Below are 13,561 nucleotides of genomic sequence, written 5' to 3'. Positions count from 1 at the left end.
CCCTGTCTATTGATGTGAGGACAGTGTCGTACAGCGCGAGTCGGGGAAGGTAGACCCCAGTTCGCGCGCCACTCAGGCGGGATTCCCCACCCGTCGGTGAAGCAGGACGAGTCCGATCGATGCGAGGAGGGCGAAAAGAGAAGGGATGAGGAACACGAGTGGGAGCCCGATCGTGCCTGCCCCGATGCCTCCGACGAGACCGCCGAGTGCCGAGCTCAGCGCGGGCGCAGTGATGAAGATGGCCGACGCCGTGGCGACAGCGACCGGCAGCAGCCGCTGGGCCACGATGATGCCCAGCCCGGCGAAGATCCCCCAGACCCCACCCATGAGGAGCTGACCGGCGAAGAGGCCGACCGCTGTCCCGGTCGTCGCGAAGAGAAGGTTCGCCCCCATCCCGAAGAGAGCGCCGACCACCATGAGCGGGATCATGCCCGTCCTGCGCGCGACGACGACCGCCACCGGCATGAGGGCCAGTTCGACGAGTGGCTGAATGCCGATGATGGCGCCGCTGAGCGCGGCGGGAAGATGCAGCTGCTCGTTCATGTAGATCGGCAGGTAGGCGTACTTGATGGGCTCGCCGGCGTAGACGAGGATATACAGCCCGGTGAACGCGAGAAGCGGGACCATCGCCCGCACAGGCACGTGCGCGCGTGCGGCCGGACCCTCATGCTCGGTGGCGGGCGCTGCCCCTGCTCCCTCACGCAGCCTTCCGAGGGGGATGATCTGGGCGAGGGTGCAGACGGCGGTCGCGATCAGCATCACACGGAGGCTGGTCTGTGCAGCGAGGTACGATCCGGCGACCGGGCCGATCACCCACCCGAACGTCAGAGCCATGCGAACGATCGAGACGACACCGTCTCCGGCCGGCGTCGGCGAGGCCGCGAGCTCGTCGTGGATCGCGGCGAAGAGCTGCGACGCCGCGGCGCCGGCGAAGCCCAGGATGACGGCGCTGATGACGAACGGCATCCAGAGCTGACCGGAGAAGGCGATGGCGAACCAGCCGAGAGCACCGGCCGCAGCGCTCAACCGGAAGAGGCCGAGTCTGCGACCGGTGCGGTCGGACCGGCGTCCGATCAGATAGCCGGCGATCGGCGCCGTGAGGTTGGTGAGGTAGTACAGGCCTGCGACCGTGAGCGACGCCCCGAGATCCTTGACCAGGAACTGCGCGATCTGCGGCGCCGCTGCCGAGGTTCCGAGCCCGGAGAGGAACAGCGCGACGGTCGAACCGCGGTAGAGCGGACTCCGGAGCACGGCGCGCACGGCTGACGGCGTGCGCGTGAGCAGGTCGGTCATCGCGAAGCGTCTCCATCGAGCAAAGAAATGCGGAAAACCGTCGAGTGGTCGGTTTCTGCGATGCTATGCCGTCGGTGAGACGGGCGCAAGCCGGATGGGCCCGGCGAGCAGTTCCCTACTTCACTCCGCGGATCGGGATGATCAGCAGCGCTCCGATAGCGGCAGCGATCGCTCCGGTGATGAAGAGCGCGGGGAAGTTCTGCGGGTTCGCGACCGTGGCCCCGATCAGCAGCAGCGCGGGCACGACCGACGAGGGCAGGGAGCTCGCGAGACCGATGATCCCCATGTCGTTGGCCGGGTTACTGGAGTCCGGAAGGGTCTGGCTCACCCGCGCGAGGTCGACTGCGAGTCCCGGCTCGCCCAACGGGCTCAGCGGGCCGGATCCAGGCTGCGACAGCAAGGCGCGACGGATCCGCGTTGCCCGACGCTGTGCGACCCGTGCCCAAACGGTACCTGTTGCCCCACTCGAAATCGAACACCGTCTCCTGCTACTGCTCCAGCTGCTCGTCTATGGGCAGACTATGAATCGTGAAACTGCCTGAGCCGCCACCCGCACACGTGGTCATGTCATCGGACGGGCTCAAACTCGCCACCTACGAGTGGGGCGACCCGGATGCTCCCACCGTGCTCGCCGTTCACGGGTTCGCATCCAGCGCGATCCTCAACTTCATGCGCACCGGGTGGACCCGCGATCTGACCCGAGCGGGCTTCCACGTGATCGGCGTCGACCAGCGAGGTCACGGGGCGAGCGACAAACCGCACGATCCGGCCCTTTACAACCTCGACCGGCTCGTGCAGGACATCCTGAACGTGCTCGACACCTACCTGATCGACGAGGCTCACTATGTCGGCTATTCACTCGGGGCGCGTGTCGGCTGGCAGGTCGCCCTCGACGCGCCCGACCGGATCACGCGGGCCGTGCTGGGCGGAATACCGGACGGTCAGCCGCTCACCCGATTCCGCACCGACCAGGCGCTCGACTTCCTCGACACGGGTGAGCCCGTGACCGACCGGATCACGAACGCCTACCTCACGATGGCGTCGGCGATGCCGAACAACGACCTTCGGGCATTGGTCGCCCTGGTCAACGGGATGCGAGGGGGCCCCGAACCGTCGCCGGCTCACGCGCCGAGCCAACCCATCCTGTTCGCGACCGGAAGCGAGGATGCGATCGTCGAACGTTCACGACGCCTCGCTCACGCCGCGTCCCGAGGTCACTTCTTCACCATCCCGGATCGGCACCATTTCAACGCGCCGACGTCGCGGCACTTCCGCGACGCGGCGATCGAATGGCTCAGTGAGGCCCCGAACGTCGGGTGACGATGACGAATGGCCGGCCCGACGTGTCCCCATTTCAGATTCGATTCCGGCTCCCTATTGTTCTGGAAGCTCGATACCGCAGCGGGTGCAGCGGCGCACGTTGCCTGAGCCGCCCTCGTTCCCGCCAACCCACCATTCCCAGTTGTGGCGACAGAAGCGCAGTACGCGATCCCAGAGCTTCAAAGGTTCACCACGTCCTCGATCCAATTCGACGTGCTTTGGCAGACCAAATTGGCCGACGTCTCATTCGAAAGTTCGCTGAGCACTGTCGAGGCGACATGCGACGATCGCACGACCGGCACGAAATCAGCCCCTCGGCATCTCTGTGTTTCTTCATGAGCAACTCCTAACTGCGCGGCGACCTGGAACCACGCGGCGCACATCCACTAAGAGGGACGCGCATCTGATGTGTTCATTACGTGTCCGCGGGATCCTTTGCCTGAGTTTCAGCGCAGCAGGAAGCTCGACAGTGCGGGATCTATCGCCTGGGTCCCTTCTCATGGCCCACCGTGATGCGAGGCCGCCGCGTAATGAATCGGAGCCCGCCGCGTCTTCTCCTAATGCACGGTGAGCCCGAACCTAGACCAATACCGAGAACGCGAGGCTATCGATGTCCGATAGGACGCTCTTGGAAATCAGCTCTGACACTCTGACGGTCAAACCGCGGGGGCTTGACCGGTTGTGGTGTTGCCGTAGAGCGGTTGTCGTTCCCCTGGAGAGCATTACTGCCGCGCGGGTGGAGCGAAATCCGTTCCGAATTCCAATCGGTTGGCGTGGCCCAGGGCTCGACTTCCTGGGGAAGGTGTGTGGGACCTTCCATCTCAACGGCGAGCGTCATTTCTGGAACTACTCCGGGCGTGGTGAGGCGCTCGGAATCACTGTGCGGGGCGACCAACGCTTCCAAGAGCTGTATCTATCGGTTGGCGATGCGGATGCCGAGTTGCGGCGGCTTGAGAAGGCTGTCCCGTGGCTACCCCGGAAGGACAGCCGACCAGCCCCCGTCGACCATGAGGTTCGCACCGGTGACGTATGAGGCGTCGTCGCTCGCCAGGAAGAGTGCGCACGCCGCGACCTCCTCCGGGCGCCCGATCCGGCGAAGCGGAATCGATGACTCGATTGTCCGCATTGGATGATCGGCAGCGAGCAGGTCGCCCTCGGTCGCCGGGGTGCGGATCATTCCCGGGCTGACGCAGTTGACCCGGATCCCGAAGGGCGCACCCTCAGCCGCGAGCTGTTTCGTCATCGCGACAACTCCCCCCTTGGTCGCGGTGTGCGCGATTCGGGTGTTGGTCATCGACCCGGAGATGCCGGCCGTCGAACCGACGAGCACGACCACTCCCGCCGACTGCTTCAGGTAGGGCCACGCCCGCATCACCGGCAGAAAGACGATGTCCAGTTCGTGCCGCAGAACCCAGGACCACTCGGCGGCGGTCGTCTGATCGACGGGGGCGAACTTCGTCGCGCCCGCGTTCGCATAGAGGATGTCGATCCGGCCGTGCGCGACGCCGATCGCCGAGATCCAGGCCGCGACCGCGTGATCGTCGGTCAGATCCAGCGGATGCGTGCTCTGCATCGAACCGCCGGCCTCTTCGACCATCGCGAGGGTCTCGATGCTCCCGCTGACGTTGAGGTCGCATCCGATGACCGTCGCGCCCTCACGCGCGAACAGCAGTGCGGCCGCGCGCCCCTGGCCGCCGGCGGTCCCCGTGATGACGGCGATCTTGCCTTCCAAGCGGCCCGGGGACATCGCCGTTACGCCACAGCGTCCGTGTCGGCCGCCGACAACGACGAGAACGTCTCTGCGACCCAGTCGGCGATGATCCCCGCGACGTAGGGCATGTTGTCGATCGAGATGTGCTCGGTGCCGCCTTCTGGATCGTCGAAGATCCGTAACTCCCGCCCCGCGCTGTTGACGGCCTGATCGTAGGTCTCGTGAGCGTATTTCACCGGGATCTGCCGGTCGCCGGCCCCGTGAGTGATCAGGAGTGGAACGGTGATCTTGTCGGCGACGCCGTTGAGGTGCATGTGGCTGGTCTTCTCGATGAACTCGTTCATGTTGTCGACACCCCAGACCCAGAACACGTGGTCCCAGTAGTGCGGTACAGGGTTCTCGCCCTCACGATTGCGCCGCGCCTCCTGCACAGCCGCCCAGTCGTGGTTGGCGCCCCATGCGACAGCGAGCTTGAGTCGCTTCTCAAAGGCCGCAGCCCGCGGCGCGTAATAGCCGCCGAGGGACCAGCCCACGATCCCGATCTGATCGGGGTCCGCGTCGAGGTCGGCCGCGTTCTCTTCGATCCAGTCCACGATGGCAGACGCCCAGGCTTCCGTGTCGTAGCGGGCGGTCAAGCCGCGGAGGCGCAGCGCTTCCCCCGAGCCGGGAGTGTCGATCATGAGCGTCGAGATTCCGCGCTCGGCGAGCATGGCCGGGAAGCCGGAGTAGTACATCATCTCCTTGGTCGAGTCGAGGCCGTTCCATTGGATTATCACCGGGTGCGGCCCGTCGCCCGGTGCGCGGTAGAAGTAGCCGGGCAACGACGAGTCCTCATAGGGGATCTCGACGCGGGTCAGTGGGATCCCGCTCAGCTCCACATGCTTGAGGAGCAGGTCGATCGACTTCTGGTAGGCCGCGTTACGCCCCTCCCACCGCGGCGACTGAAGCCGCTCCGACTGCGACGTGTAGAGCGAAGCGCGATAGTACGTCTCACCCGCGCCGATGCGCCGACCGCGGGCTTCGTCATCCTGGGCCTTCGCGACCAGCCGGTCAGCGACGGCCGCCCACGCCGCGTAGAGTTCCGCCGTTCCCGCGTCGTCGCCGTTCTGCGATGCGAGCAGAACCGGTTTGCACGCCCGATCGACCTCGTCGATGTAGCCACCGTTGTTGAGGGTCGCCACGACGGCGAGGCTCCACACGTAGTTGGTAGGGAAGTACATGAACATCGGAGGTTCCTTCTCTTCTATTGCGCAGATCCGCCCGCACGCTCTGCAGCGATGCGATCGGCCATGTATTTGGTGCCCGCCGACGAGGTGAATCCCCCGTCGACAGGGATGTCGGCGCCGGAGATGTAGGCCGCCGCATCCGACAGCAGGAACACCGCGAGACCGGCGACATCCGCTGACTCTCCGAGGCGCTCCAGCGGCGTGAGCTCGAGTTGGGATGCCCGCATCGCGGAGGGCGCGTTCGCGGTCATGTCCGTCTCGATGAAACCGGGATGGATCGTGTTCACTCGGATTCCGCGCGGACCGTATTCGGTTGCGGCGACGCGAGAGAGCCCGCGAAGACCCCACTTGGATGCTGTATAGGCGGCCGTGTAGTGCGCCGTGAGCCCGGCGACGGACCCGATGTTCACGATCGACGAACCCTGAGCCATGAGCGGCGCGAGCGCGCGCATCCCGAGCATCGGCCCAGTCAGGTTGACGGCGATCACGCGGTCCCAGTCGGCCCGCTCGGTCTGATCGATGCCGGCGCGGTGGGTGACTCCCGCGTTGTTGATGAGCCCACGCAGCGGCGCACCCGCGAGCGCCGCCGTGAGTTCCGCAGCCAATACGGCCCACTCCCCTTCGTCGGTGATGTCGAGGTGGCGGAATTCGATGCCGGTGAGCGCACCGGCCGCCGGGTCGCGCACATCGGTCGCGATCACGTGCGCGCCGAGCTCAGCGAGCAGCCGCGCCTCCGCCTCGCCTTGCCCCCGCGCGGCACCGGTGACGACGACCGTCGCTCCTTCGAGCCCTGTGTCACGGGTCATGGCGCGACCCGATCCTCTCGCGTTCGCGCCCGGCTGCGTACGCGCGCCGACGGCAGCTCGGGTGCGGGAACGGATGCACCGACGATGCCGACGAGTTCGCCGATGCCCTCCACGACCATCCGCACCACGTCGCCTTCTGCGAGCGGCGGCGGAGTCAGCTCGCCGCGCCGACCCCACAACTCGGCGAGGCAGCCACCGTTGCCGGTCGTTCCCGACCCGAGCACGTCGCCGGGCACGACGCGGGAGTTCCGTGAGGCGTACGCGACGAGTTCGCCGAACGGCCACCCCATGTTCGACACGAGGTCGTGGCCGATCAGTTCATCGTTGACGAAGACCTCGGCACGGATGGCGAGGAAACTTTCGGCGTCGACACACGGCGCGAATTCATCGGCGGTCACGATCCACGGGCCGAGACTGGTGCCGAAGTCCTTGCCTTTGGCGGGGCCGAGCCGCACCTTCATCTCGCGCGACTGAACGTCCCGCGCGGACCAGTCGTTCATGATCGTGTAGCCGAAGATCACCGATGCCGCGTCGGCGGCCGTCAGATTGGACTCGCCGATTCCGGATGCGCGACCCAGGACGGCGGCCACCTCGAGTTCGAAATCCAGACGTTCCGTCACCGGTGGGTTCACCCGATCGTTCGGGCCGAGCACCGTGTGGGGGTTCGTGAAGTAGAACGTCGGCGCCTGGTACCACTCCGGCACCACCTCGCTCTTCCCGTCGACCGACGCGCTGATGCCTTCGACGTGCTCCTCGAAAGCGACGAAGTCGCGGATCGCCGCGGGCACGAGCGGCGCGAGCAACTGCACGTCGCTGAGCGGGGTTCCGTCGGCGTCCCTAACCTCGTCGAAGAGCTGGTGAGCATCCGCCAACCCGCGCGCGAGCACGTCGGCGACCGTCAGTCCATCCGGGAACGGCACCACTCCGTCACCGACGACGAACCCTTCGGCGAGGATCCCGTCGGCATCCCACCGGGCGATCCTCATGCCGGCTCCGCCATCTGCCGCGCGATCCCGAAGATGAGCCCAGGAGCATCGGCCTCGCGGTCGTGATCGATCTGCCACTGGCCCAGCTGCACCGATGCATCCACGACCGCCTGTGCGCGCGGCAGCCTGCGCGCGTGAAATTCATCCCACACAGCCGAATCGAGGGCATCCGCTCGCGTGAGCAGTTCGGTGAGCACGAGGGCGTCCTCGAGAGCTTGCGCCGCCCCCTGTGCGATGGTCGGAGGGCAGCTGTGAGCGGCGTCGCCGATGATGACGGCGCGACCGCGATTCCACGGCGCCGGCACCAGGTGCTTCGTGAACCAGGTGTAGTTGACGTGGGCGCCGGCTTCGAGGTCGGCGCGGATGCTGTTCCATGGGCCGCCGTACGCGGCCGACTCCTCGAGCATGATCGCCACGGCCTGCTCATCGCTGAGCCCGCTTCGGTCCTGCGCCGGCTCGACCAGGTAGGCGTACATCGTGTCCTCGCCCGTCGGGGTGTACCCCGCGATGTAGACCGGGCCGCCGTAATACAACTCACTGTGCTCGACCTCGGCGGGCCGGGAGACGAACGACCGCCAGATGCCCATGCCGGTCGGCTGGGGTTTCGTCTCGATGCCGATCAGGTCGCGCACGGACGAGTTGAGTCCGTCCGCACCGACCAGCAGGTCGTAGATGCCTTCGGATGCGCCGTCGACCTCCACCTCGATACCCGCCACCGACTCGGTGACCGCAGTGACGGTTGCGCCGAACCGCACGCGCGCTCCCGCGGCCTGCGCGTGTTCGAGCAGGATGCGGGCCAGGTCGGGACGGTACATTCCGCCTGCGGCCGGAAACTCGGGGCCGCCCGTCCTCACTTCGGGGAGTTCGGCGACGGCGGGAGCATCGGGCCCGGGCGCACGAATGGTCAGCCCTTCGAAGAAGTAGCCCTGGGCCTGAACGTCGTCCCAGACGCCGAGCGCGCCGAAAGCCCGCAGCGCGTTGCCCTGCAGGGTGATGCCCGAGCCGAGTGCACTCAACTCAGGCTTCGATTCGAACACGTCGACGTCGACTCCTGCCTTGGCGAGCTGGATGGCGGTCGCCAGGCCCGCGACGCCGCTTCCGGCGATCGCGACCTTCTTCACTGCGGTCATGTCAGAACCTCTCTGTTCTTATTGGCTTACACGTTCGGCGGACTGCCGGCCGCCTAGAGCACCGCGATCGGGTTGATCGGCGAGCCGACCGCATAGGTGATCGGCAGCGGTGGCGCGGAGAGCAGGAACTCGTAGCGGCCAAGCCTCTCGCAGGTCGTCGCGAGCAGCTCGAGGTCCCACATCTCCCCGATCGTAAGACCGATGTTCGGGATGACGACCTGGTGCAGCGGCTGGAACGCGGGAACGTCGAACTCGTTCGGCCGCACCTCGAAGCCCCAGGTGTCGGTCGCAATCGCGGCGATCTCGGTGTCGTGCAGCCATCCGGCGGTGGACAAGGACAATCCGGGTGCCTGGCCGCCCGCGTAATCGCCCCAGCCGTCCCGGCGAGCGCGCGCGTATTGTCCGGTGCGCACGAGCACGATGTCGCCGGTGCCGACCTGGCTCGTGGGGCCCTGCGCCTCGACGCACGAGCGCAGATCCGCCGCCGTGATCGCATAGCCATCGGGGAGTTCCCCGGTGCCGGGAAAGAGGTGTCGGCCGAGGTCGAGCAGCACGCCGCGCGAGACGACGACGCTTGCGGCGTGCTCGATGCCTGTTATCAGGTCGCCGTCACTCGTGACGACCTCGCCCGCACGGCGTCCGTTCCACGCATAGCCGTGGTCGAAGATGTGCCCCAGCCCGTCCCACTGCGTCGAGCACTGGAGCGGCATGGCGATCACATCGTCGGCACCGCCCAGCCCATGCGGGAAGCCCTGGTTTCCGCGCTCCGCGTCGGTGCCGGTGTCGAGCATCGTGTGCACCGGATTGGTGCGGCGCCGCCAGCCCTTCTGTGGGCCGTTCATGTCGAACGGCTGGGCCAGCGACACGGTGATCCCGTCGCTGACGAGTCCTGCCGCCGCTGCACGCTTCGCGTCATCGATGAAGTTCAGGGTGCCCAGGACGTCGTCGTCGCCCCAGCGGCCCCAGTTGCGATAGGCCTCGGCGCGCGCACGGATCTCCCCTTCCGGGTCCTGCCGGTCCAGGTCGCCCGGCAGCTCACTCGGCGTGGTCATCGTCAGCCGCGACCCTGCACCGCGTACGGGTTCAGCAGCGCTTCCTTGATCTCATCCGGAACGCCCTCTTCTGTAGCGCTCGGCCCGTCGGCCGCCGGGAAGGACTCCGTCATCGACATCGGCATCGCGCCGTTGCGGTAGAAGTTGCTCGATCCGAGCGACGGCTTCCACGTGTTCGGCTGCCAGTCGGGAACGTAGTTGCGGTAGCCTCCCGTGTTGAGCTCGATCCGCAGGGTCGACGGCTCACGGTAGTAGAGGAACGTCTGCTCGCCGATTCCGTGGATCGAAGGTCCGTATTCGATCGGGACACCGTTCTCCATGAGGGTGTCCGCCGCGATGAGCAGCTCCTCGTAGGTGTCGACCCAGAACGCGTAGTGGTTGACGCGTCCGGCCCTCGTCGAACCGTCGAGGACCACGCCGAGGTCGTGCGACTTCTCATTGGTGGTCAGCACCGAGAAGATCGAGATCGGTGCCTCGTCGAGGACCGTACGGGCCATGATCCGGAATCCGAGGACATCATTGTACCAGGCCGCGAACGCGTCCACGTCGCTGGTCGCGATCGTCACGTGGTCGAGCTGGCGCGGTGCGCCGGCGACCCTGCTGCGCTTCTCCGGGCGGTCCGGATAGATCGACGCGACGTGCCCGGGCGCCTGGTGGCGTGTCACGTCCCAGTGCAGGGTCATCGAGTGGCCCCACGGACCGGTAAAGCGATAGGCGCGGCCGATCTGGGGGACGTCGTCGAGCCATTCGCCCGCGATGCCCGCCTCCTCGATGCGTTTGGCGGCCTCATCCAGCGCCTCGGCACTGGTGGTACGCCAGGCCATCGTCGCCAGTGACGGCTCGTCGCCGGGAGTCACCACGACCGAGTAGGCGTAGTAGTCACCCCAGCACCGCAGGTACGCCGAGCCGCCGATCCGGTCCACCACCGTGAGCCCGACCTGTTCCTCGTAGAACCTGACGGACGCCTCGACATCCGGTGACGTGATCTCCACATATGACAAGTGGGAGAGAAGCTTGATCATCCTCGATCCTTTCAACATGGGCAGAACGCGGCCCGGTTTCAACTATCGGGGGGTGGTGAATATCAGGGAAGCCGTCTTTGGCTATGCAGAGAATCAACGAAAGTGATTCCCTCGGTCGCAACGGGCGCATCTTTGGTTCCGCAGCCGCGCAAGTGGCCGCAAAGAGCGCCTAAGTTGCTCCTTTTTCGACCGCAAAGGGCCGCCGTTATGTCAGAATCAAGCATGGCCAGGGACTCGGCGCTCCGATTCGGCGCGCAAACAGATGAAGTGATGAGCCTGTTGCGCGTCGTCAATCTCGTGCGCACGGGCGAAGCTGAAACGAGACCTGAGATCGGCCGGCTGACCGGACTCGGTCGTGGTGTCGTGACGCAACGGGTCGAGGCCGCGATCGAGATGGGATTCCTCGAGGACGGCGAGTTCGGTCCGTCTTCCGGTGGACGGGCACCGCGCACCCTTCGCTTTCGTTCAGATCAGGCCACGATCGTGATCTGCGCGCTGGGGGCACTCCACATCCGGGTCGGGCTCTCCACTCTCGACGGCGAGGTGTTCGCGGAGGCGCACCGCGAATGGGACATCGGCCGGGGCCCGGCTGAGACGATCGACATGTCGCTCGGCATGATCGACCAGCTCCTGGCCGAGCATCCGAGCGGACCGGTCTGGGCAGTGTCCGTCGGCGTCCCCGGACCCGTCGATTTCGAGTCCGGCTCCCCCGTCGCCCCGCCCATCATGCCGGGGTGGAACGGCTTCGATGTCCGGCGACGTTTCGAGCAGCGCTTCGATGTCCCGGTCTGGGTCGACAACGACGTGAACCTCCTCGCCCTCACTGAGCGCAGTCATCGACGCGACGACGCCATCGACCTGATCTACTGCAAGGTCGGAAGCGGCATCGGCGCGGGTCTCGTCTCCCACGGTCGTATTCACCGTGGAGCCAACGGCGCAGCAGGGGACATCGGCCACGTCCGTGTTCGCGACTCGGAGACCCCCTGCCGTTGCGGCAAGGTCGGATGCCTCGAGGCCGAGGCGTCGGGCTGGGCGATCGTGAGGGATGCCACGCGCGCGCTCGACGAAGGAGCCGTCGGGATTCTCGCCGGCCTGGTCGCCCGCGGCGAGCTGATCACCCCGGAGGCGGTGTCGATCGCGGCTGTCGACGGTGACGCGCTCGCGATTTCTCTGGTCCAGCGGTCGGCGCGACTGATCGGTGAGTCGATCGCCGCCCTCGTCAACATGTTCAATCCCGCTGTCATCGTGATCGGCGGTGCGGTCTCGGCGGCCGGCGAGATCTTCCTCGCCGAGGTTCGGCAGCGCGTCTATGAGCTCTCGCTGCCGCTGGCCACCCGCGATCTCTCCATCGTCCGCTCGGTCGGCGACGAGCGGGAGCCCCTGCGCGGCGGAGCCGAGCTGGCCATCGAGGAGTTGTTCGAGGTCACGTTCCCGCGCTGGTTCGCGTCGGGTCGCCCGACGATCGAGGGCGTCAAAGCACCAGTCTGAACTTCTTCCGGTTTTCGACGTAAGCGTGTAGCTTACGTCCATAAGCTGACGAAGGAGCGCTGTGACTCTGCCCATCCTGCAGGACGACGCACTGACCTCGACCCGCGAGGGCTTCGCGCTGAAGGTCTGCCTGCCGTGGATCCGCTCCCTGCCCCTCTCGAGCGTCACCGAGTTCCGCCTGGTCATCGATGGCCGCACCTGCGAGTCCCTCCGTGCGAACATCGACGATCGATCCATCGCCATCGACGCGATGGCCACGGAAAGCGCGTGGTGGTTTCTGCAGGACCGCCTCATCCTGCACGGCGAGTGGATGCTCGGGCCGGGCATCCACATCGTCACCGTCTCCTTCGCGCTCGTCGTGCCCTACTTGCAGAGTGGACCGGACGGTCCGCTCACGATCCCGTTCTCCGTCGAACGATCGTTGGACGCTCGAGGAGGGCAGGCGATGGAGCCCACCTCGCGCCCTGTGGCACGCGCAGCCGACGTTCCGGAGGCGACCCCCACGCCGTGGACGCTCTCGGCGAGCGCCTTCAACTGGACGGCGGACGTGATACGAGCCGACCGTCCCGCGACCGACATCGCGGTGGCCATTGCCGCCGACGACGTGGCTTCCGTCATCGAACTCGAGGAAGGCCAGCTCTGGCGCTCATTTCCTGCGCCGTCCACCACCGAGGCGGTCGAGCTCCGCGAACGACTTCGCGCTGCCGGCGGCCGGGTCACCATCGTCGGGGTGAGTATCGACGACTGGCTCTCGCCGAGCCGCCGACGCGACGACGACCAGCGGCTGGCATTCGTGCTCCCCCAGTTGCAGACGGCGTTCGATGTCGGGGCCGAGGGTGTGAGGCTGCCGATCGGCCAGGCCGGCCCCACGCTGCTGCGCCGTCTGCAGCCCACCCTGCACGAGCTCGGCCTCACACTCTACGAAGAACTCCAGGGGCAACAGGCACCGGATGCGCCGCAGATCGCCACCGCGATCGACGACATCGCGGCTCTCGACGACCCGCGCATCCGGCTGCTGGTCGACACGAGCATGCTCATGCCGGCATTGCCGCCGACATTTCTCGAGCAACTGGCCGCCGGCGGCATCCCTCCCGAGCTCCTCGCCCGACTGACGGATGCGTGGCTGGAACCCGCAACGCTGGAGGCTGTCGTGGCGCTGCTGCGCTCGGGAGGCGTGCCGCCCCGGGTGCATACGCTGTACATGAACCTGCTGGTGCGCTTCGGGCGGTCTTCGACGGACGCGTTACGCGGCATCCTGTCCATGGTCGGCGCGTACCACCTCAAGTTCTGGGACCTCGATGACACGGACGATCGCGTATCGCAACCGCTCCGCGATGTCGGATCGTTGCTGCGTCGATCGCGATTCACCGGCACGCTCTGCAGCGAATGGGGCGGCCACGAGTGGCTCGACGCGGACGCCACCGACCTGACGCGTCGGCACCTCGCCCTTGCCCTCGGCGCGCTTGCGACCGGACTCTGAAATCCGTTCGCCAAAGATCGATCGCCCAAAGGAACGGGAAGGTCTAA

The 13,561-nt window shown here is 66.6% G+C and carries 12 protein-coding genes; 3 read left to right on the top strand and 9 right to left on the bottom strand.

The genetic code is table 11. From position 1 onward, the window contains the following. Window positions 1–72: 72 nt before the first annotated feature. Together AAYO93_RS19090 and AAYO93_RS19085 are read right to left on the bottom strand one after the other, a co-directional pair. Window positions 73–1,293, bottom strand: coding sequence for an MFS transporter (locus AAYO93_RS19090; protein WP_345762768.1), 1,221 nt, complete (start codon window positions 1,291–1,293; stop codon window positions 73–75). 115 nt (window positions 1,294–1,408) lie between these two features. Then, window positions 1,409–1,657, bottom strand: coding sequence for a hypothetical protein (locus AAYO93_RS19085; RefSeq protein WP_345762767.1), 249 nt, complete (start codon window positions 1,655–1,657; stop codon window positions 1,409–1,411). Window positions 1,658–1,821: 164 nt separating this feature from the next. Between AAYO93_RS19085 and AAYO93_RS19080 the strand changes: the two genes are divergently transcribed. Then, on the top strand, window positions 1,822–2,613 hold the full coding sequence (locus AAYO93_RS19080; protein ID WP_434056655.1) for an alpha/beta fold hydrolase: 792 nt from the start codon (window positions 1,822–1,824) through the stop codon (window positions 2,611–2,613). A 970-nt stretch (window positions 2,614–3,583) separates the two neighbouring features. Here the strand turns inward: AAYO93_RS19080 and AAYO93_RS19075 are convergent. From AAYO93_RS19075 to AAYO93_RS19045, 7 genes are read right to left on the bottom strand one after another with little or no spacing between them, the layout of a single operon-like run. Next, the gene (locus tag AAYO93_RS19075; RefSeq protein ID WP_345762766.1) at window positions 3,584–4,360 is read right to left on the bottom strand and encodes an SDR family NAD(P)-dependent oxidoreductase; all 777 of its coding nucleotides are present in this window, start codon (window positions 4,358–4,360) and stop codon (window positions 3,584–3,586) included. A gap of 5 nt (window positions 4,361–4,365) precedes the next feature. Next, a complete protein-coding gene (locus AAYO93_RS19070; protein ID WP_345762765.1) occupies window positions 4,366–5,550 on the bottom strand; it encodes an alpha/beta hydrolase family protein in 1,185 nt (394 codons plus the stop codon). 17 nt (window positions 5,551–5,567) lie between these two features. Beyond that, window positions 5,568–6,356 (bottom strand): SDR family NAD(P)-dependent oxidoreductase, encoded by a 789-nt coding sequence (locus AAYO93_RS19065; RefSeq protein ID WP_345762764.1) that lies wholly within the window; start codon window positions 6,354–6,356, stop codon window positions 5,568–5,570. After that, window positions 6,353–7,342 (bottom strand): fumarylacetoacetate hydrolase family protein, encoded by a 990-nt coding sequence (locus AAYO93_RS19060; RefSeq protein ID WP_345762763.1) that lies wholly within the window; start codon window positions 7,340–7,342, stop codon window positions 6,353–6,355. Before AAYO93_RS19060 ends, AAYO93_RS19065 begins: the two co-directional genes overlap by 4 nt. Further along, complete coding sequence (locus tag AAYO93_RS19055; protein ID WP_345762762.1) at window positions 7,339–8,472, bottom strand: FAD-dependent monooxygenase; 1,134 nt, start codon at window positions 8,470–8,472, stop codon at window positions 7,339–7,341. Before AAYO93_RS19055 ends, AAYO93_RS19060 begins: the two co-directional genes overlap by 4 nt. Window positions 8,473–8,525: 53 nt before the next feature. Then, window positions 8,526–9,524, bottom strand: coding sequence for a cyclase family protein (locus tag AAYO93_RS19050; protein ID WP_345762761.1), 999 nt, complete (start codon window positions 9,522–9,524; stop codon window positions 8,526–8,528). Between the two features lie 2 nt (window positions 9,525–9,526). Continuing rightward, entirely contained in the window at window positions 9,527–10,546 is a 1,020-nt protein-coding gene (locus AAYO93_RS19045; RefSeq protein ID WP_345762760.1) for a VOC family protein, read from the bottom strand. 222 nt (window positions 10,547–10,768) lie between these two features. On the opposite strand from AAYO93_RS19045, the gene AAYO93_RS19040 reads away from it, so the two are divergent. Further along, a complete protein-coding gene (locus AAYO93_RS19040; RefSeq protein WP_345762759.1) occupies window positions 10,769–12,034 on the top strand; it encodes an ROK family protein in 1,266 nt (421 codons plus the stop codon). A 61-nt stretch (window positions 12,035–12,095) separates the two neighbouring features. After that, window positions 12,096–13,514 (top strand): hypothetical protein, encoded by a 1,419-nt coding sequence (locus AAYO93_RS19035; RefSeq protein WP_345762758.1) that lies wholly within the window; start codon window positions 12,096–12,098, stop codon window positions 13,512–13,514. Window positions 13,515–13,561 lie beyond the last annotated feature (47 nt).

The organism is Diaminobutyricibacter sp. McL0608, from assembly GCF_039613825.1.
Taxonomy (GTDB): domain Bacteria; phylum Actinomycetota; class Actinomycetes; order Actinomycetales; family Microbacteriaceae; genus Diaminobutyricibacter.
Note: the sequence above shows the minus strand (reverse complement) of the source record. Positions and strands in the feature narration are given on the sequence as shown.